At 44.1% G+C, this 18,740-nt stretch carries 16 protein-coding genes; 7 read left to right on the plus strand and 9 right to left on the minus strand.

Annotation, left to right across the window (positions count from 1 at the left end; translation table 11 throughout):
- Position 1: 1 nt before the first annotated feature.
- The 9 genes from BMX50_RS33735 to BMX50_RS33775 form a co-directional block, all read right to left on the minus strand.
- Positions 2-1,141, minus strand: a complete 1,140-nt coding sequence (locus tag BMX50_RS33735) for a beta-ketoacyl synthase N-terminal-like domain-containing protein (protein ID WP_091222621.1) — start codon at positions 1,139-1,141, stop codon at positions 2-4.
- A 12-nt stretch (positions 1,142-1,153) separates the two neighbouring features.
- Entirely contained in the window at positions 1,154-1,579 is a 426-nt protein-coding gene (locus BMX50_RS33740) for an acyl-CoA thioesterase (protein ID WP_208864859.1), read from the minus strand.
- A 12-nt stretch (positions 1,580-1,591) separates the two neighbouring features.
- Positions 1,592-2,236 carry a hypothetical protein gene (locus BMX50_RS33745; RefSeq protein ID WP_091222624.1) on the minus strand — a complete coding sequence of 215 codons (645 nt, stop codon included), beginning with the start codon at positions 2,234-2,236 and terminating at the stop codon, positions 1,592-1,594.
- 8 nt (positions 2,237-2,244) lie between these two features.
- Complete coding sequence (locus BMX50_RS33750; protein WP_091222627.1) at positions 2,245-2,670, minus strand: hotdog family protein; 426 nt, start codon at positions 2,668-2,670, stop codon at positions 2,245-2,247.
- Positions 2,667-3,545, minus strand: coding sequence for an LpxL/LpxP family acyltransferase (locus BMX50_RS33755; protein WP_091222630.1), 879 nt, complete (start codon positions 3,543-3,545; stop codon positions 2,667-2,669). Before BMX50_RS33755 ends, BMX50_RS33750 begins: the two co-directional genes overlap by 4 nt.
- Positions 3,545-3,802, minus strand: a complete 258-nt coding sequence (locus BMX50_RS33760; RefSeq protein ID WP_091222634.1) for an acyl carrier protein — start codon at positions 3,800-3,802, stop codon at positions 3,545-3,547. Before BMX50_RS33760 ends, BMX50_RS33755 begins: the two co-directional genes overlap by 1 nt.
- Before the next feature lie 11 nt (positions 3,803-3,813).
- Positions 3,814-5,034, minus strand: coding sequence for a beta-ketoacyl-[acyl-carrier-protein] synthase family protein (locus BMX50_RS33765; protein ID WP_091222637.1), 1,221 nt, complete (start codon positions 5,032-5,034; stop codon positions 3,814-3,816).
- 526 nt (positions 5,035-5,560) lie between these two features.
- Positions 5,561-6,289, minus strand: coding sequence for a flexirubin biosynthesis SDR family reductase FlxB (gene fabG / locus BMX50_RS33770; protein ID WP_091222642.1), 729 nt, complete (start codon positions 6,287-6,289; stop codon positions 5,561-5,563).
- Positions 6,290-6,321: 32 nt separating this feature from the next.
- Positions 6,322-7,893 (minus strand): flexirubin biosynthesis tyrosine ammonia-lyase FlxA, encoded by a 1,572-nt coding sequence (locus BMX50_RS33775; RefSeq protein WP_244281168.1) that lies wholly within the window; start codon positions 7,891-7,893, stop codon positions 6,322-6,324.
- A gap of 181 nt (positions 7,894-8,074) precedes the next feature.
- Between BMX50_RS33775 and BMX50_RS33780 the strand changes: the two genes are divergently transcribed.
- The 7 genes from BMX50_RS33780 (at position 8,075) to BMX50_RS33810 (ending at position 18,722) form a co-directional block, all read left to right on the plus strand.
- Entirely contained in the window at positions 8,075-8,605 is a 531-nt protein-coding gene (locus BMX50_RS33780) for a hypothetical protein (protein WP_091222647.1), read from the plus strand.
- 200 nt (positions 8,606-8,805) lie between these two features.
- Entirely contained in the window at positions 8,806-10,002 is a 1,197-nt protein-coding gene (locus BMX50_RS33785) for a DUF2062 domain-containing protein (protein WP_091222650.1), read from the plus strand.
- Positions 10,003-10,005: 3 nt separating this feature from the next.
- Positions 10,006-13,860: a trifunctional MMPL family transporter/lysophospholipid acyltransferase/class I SAM-dependent methyltransferase gene (locus BMX50_RS33790; RefSeq protein WP_091222654.1), complete on the plus strand. Its 3,855-nt coding sequence runs from the start codon at positions 10,006-10,008 to the stop codon at positions 13,858-13,860.
- Positions 13,861-15,375 carry a phytoene desaturase family protein gene (locus BMX50_RS33795; protein ID WP_091222657.1) on the plus strand — a complete coding sequence of 505 codons (1,515 nt, stop codon included), beginning with the start codon at positions 13,861-13,863 and terminating at the stop codon, positions 15,373-15,375.
- Complete coding sequence (locus BMX50_RS33800; protein WP_091222661.1) at positions 15,368-17,050, plus strand: C45 family autoproteolytic acyltransferase/hydrolase; 1,683 nt, start codon at positions 15,368-15,370, stop codon at positions 17,048-17,050. Before BMX50_RS33795 ends, BMX50_RS33800 begins: the two co-directional genes overlap by 8 nt.
- On the plus strand, positions 17,047-17,424 hold the full coding sequence (gene acpS, locus BMX50_RS33805; protein WP_091222668.1) for a holo-ACP synthase: 378 nt from the start codon (positions 17,047-17,049) through the stop codon (positions 17,422-17,424). The genes BMX50_RS33800 and acpS overlap by 4 nt, the downstream gene beginning before the upstream one ends.
- Positions 17,421-18,722, plus strand: a complete 1,302-nt coding sequence (locus tag BMX50_RS33810; protein ID WP_244281169.1) for a flexirubin biosynthesis putative acyl-CoA ligase FlxY — start codon at positions 17,421-17,423, stop codon at positions 18,720-18,722. The genes acpS and BMX50_RS33810 overlap by 4 nt, the downstream gene beginning before the upstream one ends.
- Positions 18,723-18,740: the final 18 nt, after the last annotated feature.

The raw sequence follows: 18,740 nt of genomic DNA on the forward strand, positions 1-18,740 counted from the left end.
GTTATGAAATATCCTGTTGTGATTTGGTTAAAATAATAGCCGCGTTGCATCCTCCAAAGCCCGATGCTATTTTGAGACAACTATTTAGCGGTTTTGATATCAATTGGCTGCAGACATTCACCCGGTTTGCATCGCCCTGTTTGCTAAAGCCTTTTGTTGGAATAATTATGTTTTGCTTAAGTGATTGTGCGGAAACGATAGCTTCTATTAGCCCCGAAGCACCCAAAGTATGCCCGTAAAAGCCTTTGAGACTGTTCAGTGGAACATCCTGCAAACCCGCCAGCGTTACAGCTTTTGCTTCCATTTCGTCGTTATAAATGGTCGCGGTTCCGTGAGCAGATATAAAATCGATATCCCCGGCTTGTAACCCTGCGCCCTTCATGGTTTTGTCAATGGCAAAGTAAAGTTCTTCGCCGGTGCGTGATGGCCCTGAAATATGGTTAGCATCATTACTTACTGCTCCCGAAGCCAATTCAATAGTTTCTCCGTCAGTTTTTTCTGCCGATAGAATAACAGTAGCTGCGCCCTCGCCTAAATTGATACCGTCGCGGTTAGCATCAAATGGCTTGCACAAGCCAGGACTAACAGCCTGGAAAGATTGAAAACCAGATAATACAAATTTTGAGATCACATCGGCCCCGGCAACAACAACATGGTCGTATTGCCCGGATTGGATTAACCGCATCCCGGTAATCATGGCAGCTAAACCCGAGATGCAGGCATGCGAAATAACTAAAGGTTCGTTTACAAAACCAAAATGCCGGGCTATTTTTTTTGCTGAAGTATGCAGGGCTATGCGCGCATCTAATTCCGGGCTTGGCTCTTCAGTTTCTAACAGGCTGATATTACCTTTAGTGGTAGAAATGATCAGGACAGTTTTTTTGTCGGATATATTTTTATCAACTCCATACAAGATTTCGGTTAACGAAGCGATGACGAGGTGCTCGAATTTTGTCCAGCACTTATCAGTTTGAAAATATCCTTTTTCAAATAACGATGCGAAAAAACGCTCGTCAGATATGGCTTTGTCATTGTGTTGCCTCACGCCCGTAACGTCGTTAACCAGGTGCTCAAAGTTTTGCGCAGTTGTAGCGCCCAGGGGCGAGGTAATATTATCGGCAACAAGGTAAACCTTCTTCATCACGGCGTTCTGTTATATTAAACCTTGTTGTTGCTTCCAATCCACAAAAAAATCCGGGTTGGTAAGTTGGAGTTCAAAATTATCACGGCGTACAAACACCTGTACTGTTGAGCCTTTAACAATGAGCTCGCCGGTTTGGGCGTTGAGCAACCGGTACGTGAAATTGATCTTGGCCGATTCGGTAGGAGTGTAGGTGGTTTCGATGATCACCTTATCCTCATATCTTAAAAAACGTTTATAATCACAGTTTACATTAACTATGGGCACAACATAGCCGGCGTTATACACGTCCATATAACCCAGGCCATATTGCTTGCCAAATGCCTCGCGTCCATCCTCAAAATAACGGATGTAGTTGCCATGCCAAACCACGCCCAGCATATCTACATCGCTGAATTTAACTTCAATTTCAATAGTACTTGTTAACGATTGCTGCAAAACCTTAGGGGCTTAATATTTTTTGAAAAGATCGAAATCCGAACCAAAATCTTTCAGGATCACGTACCATGGGTGAGCCCAGTAGTTTTTAAATCCAAAACCGAAGCTTTTGCCGGTACGGAAAATGGTATACAATACAGTTTTATCGTTCATGTTAACGAAAGTTACCCAGGCTCCGGCTTCTTTACGGCCTTTGTCCATCCCTTCAACAATAAGCAACATGCCGATGCCTTTGTTACCCATGAAATCGTAGTTTTTAACCAGTGCGTCAATATCTTTTTCGGTGAGCACCTTGAAATCGTTAGGGTTGGTATCGAAGAAATTTTTGGTAAGCGCGTTGTTTATTTTTTCGGTAACATTCATGGCAAAATGAACGCTATCACGGTGAACTGCTTTGGCCGGGTTGTATTTTTTTGGTTCGATGATGAAGAAATTAGCCCAGGCCGGAATGTATTTGCCAACAAATTCGGCATTAATCACCTCGCCTCTGTAAGCAGCTTCCGAGCCGATGAATTTCATTTGCGAAAAATCCATACCTAACCAGGTTATCGGTGTTTTTTTGTCGAATACTTCTGCCTTGGTTTGGGCTGTTGCCGGTTTTAAACAAGCGGTTAATAAAAGTATCAGTAAACTCAGTTTAATTGTGGTTTTTTTCATGGTTGATATTATTGTTGGGGTTGTATAAATATTTTCATTTCGCATTGGGCCAATATATTGCCCTTGCAGGTAATTTTTCCTTTGATGATGGTAACATCGAAAACCTGGTTCTCAATTTTTACTTCGGTTTCAATAGTGTCACCAACTTTTGGCAAGGCAAATACTTCCAGGTTTTTTACTGCGCCAATAAAGCCTGGCTGCACAGGTGTACCCAATTGCTGAACGGTATATCCTGCACCTGCCGCGGCTGTTTGAGCAATGTTCTCCACCAGTCCGGCCTCGCTTAACTTGCCATCGCTTACCAAAACATTATCGGCTTGTATCAACAATGTAGTCAACGTGGTACCATCAGATGAGGACACCAGTGTGTCAACCATTACAAACGGCGGGCGCTGGGGTATTAATGCTAAAACATCCTGTGTAGGTAAGGTCATTGCCAAAAATTATAATAGTTGTACCACTGTTCGGGGTACGTTTTAACTTTGTTTTCAAAGCTGCTGATAAAATCGTCTGCCAGTTGTTCCATGCCCTTGCCTCTGCCTAAGTCCGAATAATCTTTTATCGGGCTGGCGAAGAAATGGTAGTGGAGGGCGCTCTCCTTAAGTGCATAAACAAATGTTACCGGCACTTTAAATTTTTCGGCCATTACAAAGGGCCCTGCCGGGAATTTTGCATCCTCACCTAAAAACTCCCTTGTTATGGTTTTATTGCCCTCAATGTACCTGTCGGCATGCATGCAAACCAGTTCATTGTTCTGGAAAGCTGCGTTGATCTGAAAGATATGCGACAGATCATTTTTGATCACAATGATATTTATTTTCCGCTCACCCGTTACCGACTCCATGTACTGCTTAATCTGTTTGTCCTCGCCATCAAACATTACAATATTGATGCGGGTATTGATATGATCGAGCAGTTCGCCTGCAATTTCCCAACTGCCAATGTGCGAGCTGAGCAGTAAGCCGCCCTTATTCATAGCGGCAATTTGCCTTAGGTTATCTATCCCGTCAAAATTAAAGGTGAATTTGTTGGGGATGCCCGACATGATCACCACCTTATCAATAATACTTTGCCCGAAAAGGTAGTAATTACGATAGAGCTTGAATATGGATTTTACCTTGCCGAAACCGAGCCGCTTATGAAAATAATAGTAAGTGCCCTTAGATGTTTGCCACGAAAACAAGAAATAGTAAAGCGCAACAAACCTCAGCATAAAATAAGCCGGCCTTACGCCAGCTGTTTTTAAAACGCTTACAAAAATGCGGTAGCCAAGGGTATTGCCTTTAGATTTTCCCTGCCAGGCGGGCATTATGCAAGCTCCTTAGGTTGTACGCGCGATAGTACGTAATCGTAAAAATCCTGGAAGGTAACGATGCCCGTAAAATCCTCGGGTTTTACTTTAAACCCAAAGTTGCTTTCAATTACTACAACAAGGTCGATATAATCAAGGCTATCCAAATCAAGGGTTTCTTTCAGGTTTGCTGTGGGTACCATTTTATCTGCATCAACCTCAAATTCTTCGGCCAGGAAGCTGTTGATTTTTTCAATGATCTCTTCAATTTGCATAACGGCTTAGTTTAAATATATTTTTTAATAATCAGGGACGAATTGGTGCCGCCAAACCCAAACGAGTTTGACAGGAATGTATCTATATTTTTCTCGACGGTTTCGGTAGCGATGTTAAGCTTTGCCGAATCTTCGTCAGGGTTTTCAAAATTAATGTTGGGTGCCACAAACGAGTTTTGCATCATCAGCATAGAGTAAACGATCTCGCTCGCGCCTGCCATCCAGCATTCATGGCCGGTCATGGATTTGGTTGAGCTTACGAGCGGCTTATAATCGCCAAAAACCTCATCAATAGCTTTAGCCTCGCTGGCATCACCGGCAGGGGTAGAGGTAGCGTGGGCATTGATATAATCAATTTCGGATGCTTGTATCCCCGCATCTTTAAGCGCCATATTAAGTGAACGCACCGGGCCTTCAACCGTTGGGTTTGAGATATGCCCTCCGTTTGAAGAAAAGCCGTAACCAACAACCTCGCCCAAAATAGTCGCGCCTCTTTTCAGCGCCGAATCCAAACTTTCCAATATCACGGTAGCTGCACCGCCGCTTGGAACCAGTCCATCGCGGTCGCGATCGAATGGGCGGGAGGCTTTAGCCGGATCAGCTTCATGTACTGAAAAAGCCGAAAGCGCATCAAAACTGCCCATTGAATAATGGCTCAGTTCCTGCGCACCACCGCAAATGATGCAATCCTGCATGCCGCTTTTAATCAGGTGGTAACCCATACCTATGGAGTGAGAACCGCTGGCGCAAGCCGCGCTGATAGTGAAGTTAACACCCCGAAGCTTGAATATGGTAGCCAGGTTCATGGTAACAGTGGAGTTCATGGTTTGAAAAACCGCCCCCGAACCAATGAGCATGGTGTCTTTTTTCTCGCGGATAATGTCAGTAGTTTCGATAACGGCTTTGGCTGTACTGTCGTTACCGTATAGAATGCCCACATCGGTTTGGGCAATATAATCAGCACCAATACCGGCCTGCTGCAATGCCTCTACAGTGGCTATGTACGCATATTCACCCTGCTCGGGCAGCATAATGCGCGCCCGGCGATCAAGTGTGCCTTTAAGGTTTGGCTTTTCAACCGCACCGGTAAGGCCTGAACGGTAACCAAAATCTTTACGGATAGCATCGTATACAATGCCCGACCTGCCGGTATAAAGGGATTCCTTAACTTCATCAAGATTTTTCCCAATACACGAATAGATCCCCATCCCTGTTATCACAACCCTATTCATATCTGAGCAAAAACTGATAGTACATAGTCAACAAAATGTGATAAAAATACAAAAAAATAGAACTTTATGGTTTTTGTATGTATATCGGTTCTTTAATGTTTCAAATTTCGGCCTTTAAAATACCTGTATCTTAATAGCTTATAATTAAGTTTATATTAAGAGTTAAATACTCTTGTGTTTGTTACTGTTTTCTTCCTTTTCGAGTGGAGGAATGTGCGATTCCCCTCTTGAGAGGGGTGGAGGGGTGTGTTTCTGCTTTTGCACATCGCTTGCATAACACACCCCTGCTTTTGCTCATTCCTCCGCGCCCCCTCTCGAGAGGGGAGTTGCGTTTCGCTTTTCTTCTTGCGCACGTTTGCAACGTGTGCTTAATATGGTTTGGCGATTGTATCGCCCGTATCGCGTTGTAAACGCTATCCCAGTTTAAGCGCTCGTTGCAAACGAGCGCAAGCTTATATTTTCGTTTCGGCGGCCAGAGGCCGCTTGATAGTTGCCACTCGGCTGGAGCCGATCGGCGGCGATAGGTTTAGGAATACAATCCGCCGTTTATCGAAAGCACCTCTGCCGTAATATAAGCCGCCTCCGGCGAGGCCAGAAAGCCTACAGCATGAGCAACCTCTTCTGGGGTGCCGAACCTTTTTAGCGGTACCATCGCTTTCAATTCCTTTTCATCAAGACCGGCAGTCATATCGGTAGCGATAAAACCCGGGGCCACGGCATTAACCGTTATCCCGCGCCTGCCAACTTCCTGGGCAAGGGCCTTAGTAGCACCAATAACCCCGGCTTTGGCCGCCGAATAATTTACCTGCCCCGGCAAACCTTTCAAGCCTGAAAGCGAAACCACGTTAACAATGCGGCCGTATTTTTTTACCAGCATACTGTTAAGCACTAAACGGGTAACGTAAAAGAATCCGCTCAAGCTGGTGTTCAGCACGCCATCCCATTGCTGATCCGTCATCCACATCATTAGGCCATCGTCTTTAACGCCGGCATTGTTTATCAAAACTTCAATGTACTTTTCGGTATTGGTTTCTATCCAGCCACCTAATTTTTGCTGGATATCGTTTTTATCGGCTACATTAAATTGCAATAGTTCGCCATCGCCGCCGTTGGTTTTGATCTGAGCGAGGGTGTTGTTTGCTTCATCAATGTTGCCTTTATAGTTAATGAGTACATAATAACCCATAGCGGCCATTTTGTAGCAAATGGCCCTGCCAATTCCTCTTGAGCCGCCGGTTACTAATGCACATTTCATATGATATTTTTGGTATTAAAAGGTTTAACAATTCAGGAAATAAGTTCGGCTGTTTCAAAATAGGCTTTCACTTGCTGCAGGTCCTGGTACTTGGGTTTATCCTCAATAAATGTAGGAAATATAGCCCTTAAGTCTGTATAAACTTTGTTGGTTTGGGTAGAGAGCCTGTTTGCACAATCAAGGTAATCAACAGCTTGCAGCAAGGTCATAGCCTGTATGGCCAGTACCTCGAAACTGTTATCGATCACTTTTTTAGTTAACAATGCCGCATTACAGCCCATACTTACAATGTCCTGGTTATCATTATTATTCGGAATACTGTGTACGTACATCGGGTACGAAAGGGTTTGGTTTTCGGCAACGGTTGAGGTTGCTGTAAACTGCATACCCTGCATCCCGAAGTTAAAACCAAGCACCCCCAAATTTAAAAACGGCGGGAATTTTTGGTTCAGCTTATCATTCAGCAGGTAATTGAGTTGCCTTTCGGATAACATGGATAACCGGGTAACAGCTATCTTCAGTTTATCCATCTCCAGTGAAACATAATCGCCGTGAAAATTACCACCGTGAAAGATGTTATGATTTTCGTGATCGATAACCGGGTTGTCGTTTACCGAGTTAAGCTCGTCTACAACTACATGCTCTGCCTGGGCGATGGTATCATACACCGGACCTAAAATTTGTGTAACACAGCGGAGCGAATAATATTCCTGCACTTTATCCTCAAATACTTCCTGGTCGATGTTTTCGGGATTGTATAAATGCTCAGAGCGGCTGCGGGTCATTTGACTATCCTTCAGGATTTCTCTCAGTTGTTCGGCGATGGCATTTTGCCCTGTATGGTGTTTTACCCTGTTCAGCTCGTTCGAGTAATGATCATCAAAAGCACCCACCACCTCGTTGATCATGGCCGAAAGCATCACCGACCACCCCAATAGCTTTTTAGCGCGGATGATATTCAGCAAACCAATCCCTGTCATAGCCGAGGTACCGTTGATAATGGCAAGACCCTCGCGGATATGGATTTGCAATGGCTTGATGTTCAGTTGTTCAAAAACTGAAGCTGTTGATTGTACTTCGTTATTATAAATTACTTCGCCTTCGCCAATGAGTACAAGCGCCAGATGGGCTAATTGTACCAAATCACCGCTGGCGCCTACGCCGCCGTGTTCAAATATGCAGGGATAAATGTTTTTGTTAATAAGTTCGGCAAGGAGGTTTACCAGTTCGGGATGTACACCAGAATGCGCCTGCATAAAGCTGTTGAGCCGGGCAAGCATTAAGGCTTTTACCAGTTGTGGCTGCATCAAATTACCGCCACCTGAGGCATGGCTGCGAATGAGATTGTACTGTAACTGCAACCGGTTTTCATCGCTCACCTTGTATTGCGCCATCGGGCCAAAGCCGGTATTGATACCATAAATTAACTTATTGGATGAAAAACTGCCAAGAAAATTAAAGCTGGCTTCTACCTTTTCGAGCGCCTGTTCATCAGGAACAACGGTAGTGTTTTTAAAAATTACCTGGTAAAAATCATCCAGCGTAAGGGTTTTTCCTCCAACCGGTAGTATGGGCACAGTAGTTTTATTTAATAAGGTTTCCACAAATCAGGGCGAAAATAAGGTAAATGTTCGGATTTGAAAATAACACAGCCGCTGCTCGCCTCCGGACGAGCGGCAATTATTAAACGGCCTCCGGCCGGCGGGTATTGTGAAGCCTATTAAAAGCTATTTGTTATTTATAATTGAAAAAAATAATAGTTTTGATAACACCGCTTATTACTTAATGAAAGCAGCTAAGACTCCCAAACCATTTATTCGATACGAAACCCTCAAAGCTTGGGAGGTTGTTATTGTTGTGATTTATGCGCTGATAACGGTAGTCATCGCGATGTCTCGATTGGTTTTAAATTTATCATTTAGAAGAGACGCAATCATTTTTTATGCTGCAGTGCCTCAGTTGTGTTTCTTGTTTTTTCTTTATGTGTCACTGAGAAACTTTAGATTTTACTTGATTTGGTTATGTTTCGGAGTGATGCATTTTATACTTTTTTTATGTTTTAAAGGCCCGTCTGAATTTCAAATGATTGGAAATCCATCAGGATTACTTGCCAATACGCTTCCATTATTATTTCTTTTTCAAGCGTTAAGATATTATAGTGTTAATATACTACACCGGGAGTTTGTTTCTCCCGCCAAAGGCGAGGATGGCGATTTGATTGAAAACAAAAAGCCAACAGGGACTGACTATTTAATTTCTGTAATTTATTTCGGAACATGGTTTGCGCTTACTATGTTATCGGCAAGTCATAGTTAAATAAATTGCGTATATGCATATTGGGTGTGCTTCTGTACGGCTGCCACGCTATCAATCTTGATGACGTAATACTTTACTTCCACACAAAAATTTAACGTTTAATTTAACCCGAAACAATAACTTTGTAAAGCAGTAAACGTAAACCCATAAACCACATTGATAAAAACCTGGACTGAAGCCGGTACGTGCGATTGATTGATATGACGGATAACTTACAAATGATACAGGCAAAGTTTAAACAATTACAGGTATGCGTTATTATACCCACTTATAATAACGAGGGCACGCTGGCCGCTGTTATTACCGATGTTTTGGCTTATACCAACCAGGTTATTGTTGTAAACGACGGCTCGACCGATAGCACGCAAGCCATTATCCAGTCATTCCCGCAAATACAATCTGTAAGCTATACCCAAAATGCAGGCAAAGGCTGGGCTTTACGCAAGGCTTTCGAGTTTGCTATCGAGCAGGGTTATCAACACGCCATTACCATCGATTCGGACGGGCAGCATTTTGCTACTGACCTGCCTGCTTTTATAGAAAAACTGGAACAGGAACCGGATTCACTGATCATTGGTTCGCGAAACATGGAACAATCGTCGGTGCCGGGAAAAAGCAGTTTCGGGCATAAGTTTTCTAATTTTTGGTTTTGGGTGGAAACCGGCATTAAATGTCCTGACACGCAATCAGGCTACCGCTTGTATCCAATTCACCTGCTCAAAAATACCAAATATGTTACCCGTAAATACGAGTTTGAAATAGAGGTAATTGTACGTGCTGCATGGAAAGGTATTAAGATTGGTTGGGTACCGGTTACGGTTTATTACGCCCCGAAAGAAACGCGCATCTCGCATTTTCGCCCCTTTCAGGATTTCTCCCGCATCAGCGTATTGAACACCATATTGGTCATCATAACTTTTGCTTACATCAAGCCCCGCGATTTTTTCAGGACGCTTTTTGATAAAAAAAAAGCGAAGCAGATGCTCAAAAACCTGTTCTTTAACCCTGAACACTCACCACAGCTTAAAGCTAAATCTGTAGCATTTGGCGTTTTTATGGGGATAGTGCCCATTTGGGGTTTCCAGTTGTTGGTGGCTATTTCGCTGGCATTCTTGTTCAGGCTCAATAAGGCCATAGTGGTTACGGCGGCGCATATTAGCGTAGCGCCCATGATCCCGGTAATCATTTTTTTGAGTTACAAAACCGGCCGCCTCTGGATGGGCGGCAAGGATGTGGATATACCCCTGGATAAAATTTCACTCAAATCCATTGGCGAGCATTTGGAACAATATCTTTACGGCAGCATCTCGCTGGCAATTTTTGCAGGTATTATAGCAGGATTGCTCACTTTTGCGTTATTAAAGCTGTTTAAGCGGAGGCCTGTCCCCGCGCTGTAATTCATGGAAAAAATCCTGGTAGGCATCTATAATTATTTCAATGCCCGCAAACCGCTGTTTTATACCGTGTTTGCGTTAAGCTTTGTGTTTATAGGTTTTTTTGCTTCGCGGATCAGGTTTGAAGAAGATATCTCCAAAATACTGCCGAAGGATAAAAAGATAGAGAAGCTCAACTACATTTTCCAAAACTCCAAGTTTGTTGATAAGCTGGTGGTGATGGTATCGCTAAAAGATTCCATGCAGCAGCAGCCTGATAGCCTCATTGCTTTTGCCGATAATTTTACGGAAACGGTTCAGCAGAAACTACCCGGGTACATCAGGAAGATCAATGCAAAAGTTGACGATGGGCTGGTGCTGGCGCTTTTCGGCACCATTAATAAAAACCTGCCCATTTACCTCAATGAGCGCGATTATTTAAATATCGATACACTTATCCGCCCGGATCAGGTAAAAGAAACCCTTGCCCGCGATTTGCGTACGCTTACCTCGCCCGCGGGATTGGCGCTAAAAAGCATGATCAGCAGTGACCCGGTTGGCATCTCATACCTCGGTCTCAAAAAATTACAACAGCTGCAGTACGACGAAAATTTTGAATTGTACGATAGCTATGTGATGACCAAAGATCACAAGAACCTGCTGTTGTTCATTACGCCAAAATATTCGCCCAATAACACCGGCGAGAATGCGGTGATGCTTAAAGGCGTTGATCAGGTTATTGATAGTCTGCAGGCTAAAAATTTCAAAATCATTAATTGCAGTTACTTTGGTACCACAGCGGTATCGGTTGGCAACGCCCTGCAATTGCGTAGGGATTCGATGTTTACACAGGGGATTACGGTAGTGTTCCTGATTGTTTTCCTGGGATTTTATTTCAGGAAGAAGCGGGCACCTGTGGTTATCCTGGTGCCGGTTTTGTTTGGCGCATTGTTTTCGCTGGCAGTAGTTTACTTTGTAAAAGGCAGCATTTCGGTAATTGCCCTGGGCACAGGTTCGGTGGTACTGGGCATCGCGGTTAATTATTCGCTGCATGTGTTTAATCATTACCGCCATACCCGCAGTATTGAACAGGTGATCCGCGACCTGGCTATGCCGCTTACCGTGGGGAGTTTTACAACCATTGGTGGTTTCCTTTGCCTGGAGTTTGTGAAGTCGGAAATGTTGAAAGACCTTGGTCTGTTTGCTGCCTTTAGTTTAATCGGCGCTTCGTTTTGCTCTCTGGTGTTCCTGCCGCATTTTATTGCCTCTAAAAAAGAACAGGATCAGCATACAGCCCAGCTATCGTGGATTGATAAATTATCAGCCTATAACCCTGAGTATAATAAATTCATTATTTCGGCTATTGTTATTCTCACTGTGGTATTTAGCTATACCGCCCGGAACGTGAGTTTTGAAACGGACATGAACCGCATGAATTTCATGACCGACAAGCTCAAAGCATCCGAAGCTAAACTGAACGCAATTAACAAATATGCGCTTCAATCGGTTTATTTCCTTGCCGAAGGCAAAACGCTTGATGATGCGCTTCGGACTAACGAAAAATTATCGGCTCAGATTGACTCGCTAAAGGGAAAAAATATCGTTAAAAAATACTCCGGAGTATCATCGCTCATCATTTCCGACTCGCTGCAAAAAGCCCGCATTGCCCGGTGGAATAACTACTGGACACCTGCAAAAAAACAGCAGTTGATGGCTGTTTTGCTTAAAGAAGGCGAAGCCCTGGGCTTCAAGTCCTCTGCGTTTGATCATTTTCAGGAGCTCATCAACAGAAACTTTAAACCGGTTGGGCAGGATGAAATGGCCGGCATCCGTAAAAGTTTGCTGGACGATTACATTACCGAGCGACCGGGACGGGCGGGTGTTATTACACTGGTAAAAATAGCCCAGGGGGATAAAGCCAAATTGTATAGCCTGTTCGAAAATTCGGCAAATGTTACCGTTGTTGATAAGCAATACCTAACTAATCGTTTTGTAGGTATCATCAATAATGATTTTACGAGTATCGCGGTGATGTCGTCGTTACTGGTGTTTTCGGTATTGCTGCTTACTTACGGGCGTATCGAACTTACGTTGGTTTCTTTTATCCCGATGTTTATTTCCTGGATCTGGATTTTGGGGTTGATGGGTTTGCTTGGTATCCAGTTCAATATCGTAAACATCATTATATCAGCCCTGATATTTGGTTTAGGCGATGATTATAGCCTGTTTATTATGGATGGACTGCTGCAGGAGTACAAAACCGGCAAGAAAAACCTGTCGTCGTACAAATCATCTATATTCCTGTCGGCCATTACCACGGTGGTAGGTTTGGGTGTGCTGATATTTGCTAAACACCCGGCTTTGCGTTCCATCGCCTTGATCTCCATCATTGGGATAGTTTGCGTGGTGGTAATGGCCCAAATCCTGATCCCGTTTTTATTTAACCTGCTGATCCGGAACAGGGTGGAGAAAAAACGTTTCCCCTGGACGCTGAGCGGCTTTGTGATCTCGGTTTTCGCATTCACGTACTTTGTAAGCGGCTGCCTGTTGTCATCTCTTATCGGTTTGCTATTGATCAAGCTTAATCCCTTCAAAGGCGAAAGGAGCAAATATGTTTACCATGCTATCCTGTCTAAGTTTTGTTGGTCGATGATGTACATTATGCCCAACCTGCGTAAGCGTGTGGTAGATAAAGATAAGTTTGAAAAACCAGCCGTGGTGATCAGTAACCATCAATCGTTCCTTGATATTTTGGTGCTGATCATGCAGCATCCAAAGCTCATTTTGTTTACCAATCACTGGGTATGGAACTCGCCGGTATTCGGGGCTGTAGTGCGCATGGCCGGGTACTTCCCGGTGGCTGAAGGCGTGGAGCAGAATATTGATGAACTGGCCGAAAAAGTAAAGCAGGGCTATTCGATGGTGATTTTCCCTGAAGGTAGCCGCTCGCCCGATGGCAAAATGAAGCGTTTTCATAAAGGCGCGTTCTTTTTGGCCGAACAAACAGGAATGGATATCCTGCCCATTGCGCTGCACGGCACCGGCTACAACATGACCAAGGGCGATTTTCTGTTGAAGAACGGAACTATCACCATCAAATACCTGCCACGTATAGCAGCTGACGATATATCTTTTGGCAATGGCTATGCCGAACGCACCAAAAACATCAGCCGGTATTTTAAAGAAGAATACCAAAAGCTAAGTACCGAGATTGAGCAGCCTGCTTACTTTAAAGAACAGCTGTTTTATAACTACCTGTACAAAGGCCCGGTACTGGAATGGTACATGCGCATTAAGCTGCGGCTCGAAAAAAATTACCAGGTATTTCACGATCTGCTGCCCAAACAAGGTAAAATGCTTGATTTGGGTTGCGGCTATGGCTTTATGCCTTATATGCTGCACTTTGCAGCACCTGGGCGGGAATTTACCGGGGTTGATTATGATGAGGAAAAGATAGAAGTAGCTAACAATTGTTTCAGTAAAACGACTGAGATCAATTTTGTTTATGCCGATGCGCTTGCCTTTGAAATGCAGCAATACGATGCCATTATCATAGCCGATATGCTGCACTATTTGCAACCCGTTGAGCAAAAGCAATTGATTGAGAAATGTATCGTTCATTTAAACCCTGCTGGTATACTTGTTATCCGCGATGGGGATGCCGATCTGCAGCAAAGGCAAAAAGGTACAGCTCTAACCGAGCTTTTCTCCACCCGTTTGCTGGGCTTTAATAAAACGGGCAAAAAAGGCCTGTCGTTCATTTCTGGTAAAGTACTTCGGGATCTGGCCGCCGCACATGGTATGTTATGCACTCAAATTGATGATAGCCGGTATACCTCAAATATTATTTTTGTGATCAGAAAAGAAAAGAAGCAGGACTAAATGGACGATAAGTTTGATGTATTGATCATTGGCAGCGGCATGGGTGGTTTAGTTTGTGCCGATATGCTTGGCCGCGAAGGTTACCGGGTTTGCGTTGTTGAAAAGAATAAACAGCTTGGCGGTTCCCTGCAAACCTACGTGCGCGACAGGGTGATCTTTGATTCGGGGGTGCATTATTTGGGCGGGCTCGACAAAGGGCAGAACTTATACCAGATCTTTAAGTATATAGATATTATTGATAGTCTGAAGCTGGAAAAACAAAGCCCTGATGCCTTTGATAAGATCATGATAGATAACGACCCGGTGGAGTATCCGCAGGCGCAGGGCTATGAAAATTTCATTAAACAATTGCTGGTTTATTTTCCGGATGAGGAGTCTGCTTTACGCACTTATTGTGCCAAACTAAAAGAGGTTTGCGATAAGTTTCCGCTGTATAATTTGCGCTCGTCGGATGATTTTTATGAAAAGGCCGATGTGCTGGAGGTAGATACCGAAGCATTCCTGACATCCATCACCAGTAATAAAAAATTGCAGCAGGTACTGGCCGGCAATAACTCATTATACGCCGGACAGGCCGATAAAACACCGTTGTACGTTCATGCGCTCATACTTAACAGCTATATTGAAAGCTCATGGAAATGTATTGATGGCGGTTCGCAGATTGCTAAACTGATAGCCCGCAATATCCGCGACAGGGGAGGCGTTATCATCCGTAATAAAGCCGTGAAAAAACTGGTGGAGCAGGATGGAAAAATATCATACGTTGAACTGCAGCATGGCGAAAAGCTGTATGCCGGTCATTTTATCTCCAACATTCACCCGGTAAAAACGCTGGAAATGACGGATTCATCCGTGATAAAAAATGTGTACCGCAACAGGTTAAAAAGCCTGGAAAACTCGGTATCGTCATTCACCATCAATATTGTATTTAAAAAAGATTCGTTTAAATATTTTAGCCATAACGTTTACAGTTTTAAAGATGGGCAGGTATGGCACATGGCCGATTATACGCAGCAAAACTGGCCGCTGGGCTATGCCGTGTTCATGACACCCTCGTCAAAAAATAAAGAATACGCCGATGGCATGACCATACTGGCCTATATGCGTTATGAAGAGGTTAAACCATGGGAAGATACTTTCAATACGGTATCTGACGAAGCTTACCGCGGCGAAACCTATGAGCAATTCAAAAAGCGCAAAGCCGAAGTATTACTGGATGATGTTGAACTGAAATTCCCGGGTTTGCGGGAGCAGATCTATTCATACTATACGGCAACACCGCTTTCATACCGCGATTATATCGGTAATGATGATGGCTCGCTTTACGGCATAGCCAAAGATTATAAACATCCGCTTAAAACCTTTATTTCGCCGCGTACCAAATTGCCTAACTTGTACTTTACCGGCCAAAACCTTAATTTACATGGCATTTTGGGTGCTGCCATGAGCGGAATAGTAACCTGTTGCGCTTTGTTGGGTAATGATGAACTGATAGATAAAATAAGAAATGCGTAACAGGAAATTTAGCTGGAAAAAGTTCGGGAAAAGATTACTGTACACAGGTCTTGTTTTTGTAGGGTTGCTGCTGATCGGCTTTATTTACCTTTATTGTGTAGCTATTGATTATCCACCCAAACCAGCAGACCTAAGTAGTTTGCAATTGCAACGCAAACAACCATCACCGGGATTTTATACCATTGGTGATAACTGGTTCCGGAAAAGCAAGAGCGGTTTGTTTGAGATGTATGTAGAGGGTAAGCCTTTTGAACGAGGGGTAATTAACGGGAAGCTGAGCAAAGAGCTGGTGGTTAACCAGGAAGTTTATTTTACCGACCAGATCAACAAGATCATTCCTTCAAAATCCTACCTGTCTTTCCTCAAATATTTCATAGCCTGGTTTAACCGCGATCTGGCTAAAAATGTAAGCGAAGAATATAAAGAGGAGATCTACGGCATCTCGAAATCGGCGTCGGATAAATACCAGTTTATAGGCTCCAATTATCAGCGGATTCTGAACTACCACGCGGCGCATGATATTGGTCACGCTTTACAGAGCATGGCGCTGGTGGGTTGTACCTCGTTCGGTACCTGGAACGATCGCTCGGCCGACGGTACCATGATTGTTGGTCGTAATTTTGATTTTTATGTGGGCGATAATTTTGCGCATGATAAGATAGTGGCGTTCTTCAACCCAAGTGAAGGGCATAAATTCATGACCATTACCTGGGGCGGCTTTGTGGGTGCCGTATCGGGCATGAACGAAAAGGGCCTGAGTGTTACCATTAATGCCGATAAAACCAATATTCCATCAGGCTCGGCTACGCCTGTATCTTTAGTGGCCCGCGAAATTTTGCAATATGCCCAAAACATTAATGAGGCCATCGCGATAGCTAAAAGGCGCAAAATGTTTGTGTCGGAGTCGTTCCTGGTAGCCTCGGCCGAGGATAATAAAGCCGTTGTGATCGAAAAAACACCAGATACGCTGGATGTATATGATCCGCATCAAAACTATATTGTATGCGCCAATCATTTTCAAAGCAAGGGACTGGCACATTCAAAAGAAAACCTGGTGCAACTGAGCAACAGTGCATCGCCGTACCGTTATCAGCGCTTAATGGAACTGCTGAATGCCGAAGGAAAAAACACGGTGCAAAAAACAGTCGATATTTTACGTAACCGCCAGGGCCTGCATGGCGAAGATATTGGCATGGGCAACGAAAAAGCGCTGAATCAGTTAATCGCCCACCATTCGGTAGTGTTTGAGCCGCAGAAGCTGCTGGTTTGGGTATCTACGTCGCCATGGCAATTAGGGCAATTTGTGGCCTACGATTTGAAAAAGATCTTTGCCATGAAAGGCATGCAAACCGATCACGAAATTGTTGATACGGCGCTGACTATTAAACCGGATACGTTTTTAAATACCAAAGCCTATCATGACTTCATAACTTTCCGCTCGCTAAAGCAAAAAGTATACGATGGCGGAGAGATCAACCCCGATAGTTTGGTAGCCAGTAACCCGCAGTTTTACCATGCCTATGTTATTGCCGGTGATTATTCATTTAAACATAGTGACTACAAAAAAGCCATTGGGTATTATAAAACAGCTTTAACAAAAGTGGTAGCTACGGTAAACGAGGAAAACTATATTAAAAAACAGGTTGAAAAATGTACTAAAAAACTAAGCTCATGACAGTTGCAGGTGTAGGTATTGATATGATAGAAGTGGAACGCGTGCAAAGCAGCATCGCCAAAGAACAGGGCTTCCGTGAGCTTGTTTTTTCGGAAAGGGAAATAGCCTATTGCGAGAGCAAGGCTAACAAGTATCAGCACTATGCCGCCCGCTTTGCCGCCAAGGAAGCTTTTTTTAAGGCGCTGGGTACCGGCTGGCTAAAGGATACCGCCTTTAACGAAATTGAGATCAGCAATGACGAAAGCGGTAAGCCATGCCTTGAACCCATTGGCGAAAGCGCAGTGGTGATCAACCGCAACGGTCCGCTGAAAATCTCCGTATCATTAACCCATTTAAAAACAATGGCATCTGCCGTGGTAATTATTGAAAAGTGATAGTATCTCCGCCTAAATCATTAGCATACCAACCCAGACACGAGGTTGTTAACATACAGGAACAAAAACTGCAGGAGTTATTGGCCTACCTCAGTCAGAATTCGCCGTTTTATAAAGACCTTTTTGCTAAACATGATATCGATATCAGCCAAATCAAAACCCTTGATGATCTGCGGTTGATCCCAACTACCACCAAAGAAGACCTTCAAAAACGCAATGATGATTTTTTATGCGTTGAACGGGGGAAGATCATCGAGTACAGCTCTACTTCGGGTACTTTAGGCAGCCCGGTAACCATAGCCCTTACCGAGGGCGACCTGGAGCGGCTGGCCTACAATGAATACAATTCCTTTACCTGTGCCGATGGCTCTCCTGTTGATCTGTACCAATTGATGCTCACGCTCGACAGGCAGTTTATGGCAGGGATGGCTTATTACTCCGGCATCCGGAAAATTGGCGCGGGCATTATCCGTTTAGGCCCGGGTGTGCCGTCGTTGCAATGGGAAACCATTTTAAGGCTGAAACCTACGGCTATAGTTGCCGTACCGTCGTTTATTTTAAAACTGATCCAGTTTGCGCAGGAGCATAGCATCGATATCAATGCATCGTCGGTTAAAAAGGCGGTTTGTATTGGCGAGAATATCCGCAACACAGATTTTAGCCTGAACATCCTCGGCCAAAAGATCACCGAAGCCTGGGATATCAAACTTTATTCAACCTATGCTTCTACCGAAATGCAAACCGCTTTTACTGAATGCGGTGAGGGTAGGGGCGGCCATCACCAGCCCGAATTATTGATAGTAGAAGTATTGGATGAGCATAACAACCCCGTTGCTCCTGGCGAATCCGGCGAGGTTACCATTACCACGCTTGGCGTTGAGGGAATGCCGTTGCTCCGTTATAAAACCGGAGATATCTGTCATTATTTTGATGAGCCCTGCGCTTGCGGACGCACCAGTATCCGGCTGTCATCCATAGTTGGCCGTAAAAAGCAGATGATCAAATTTAAGGGCACCACACTTTACCCGCCGGCTTTATTTGATTTGCTGAACGGTATGGAAGAGATCAAAGATTTTGTGGCCGAGGTATACTCCAATGACATCGGCATGGATGAGGTGTTACTGCACCTGCTGCCTGTAAGTTATACCGATGAGTGCGACCGGAAGATTCGCGCCAATTTACAGGCCCGCTTAAGGGTGAGCCCGCATATTACTTATCTAAAGCACGATGAAATGCAGAAATTACAATTCCCCGAAGCAGTAAGGAAGCCGGTTAAATTTATCGATAAAAGAAAGTAAGCTATTATGTGCTAACTT

The organism is Mucilaginibacter gossypiicola, from assembly GCF_900110105.1.
In the GTDB taxonomy this organism is placed as follows: Bacteria; Bacteroidota; Bacteroidia; order Sphingobacteriales; family Sphingobacteriaceae; genus Mucilaginibacter; species Mucilaginibacter gossypiicola.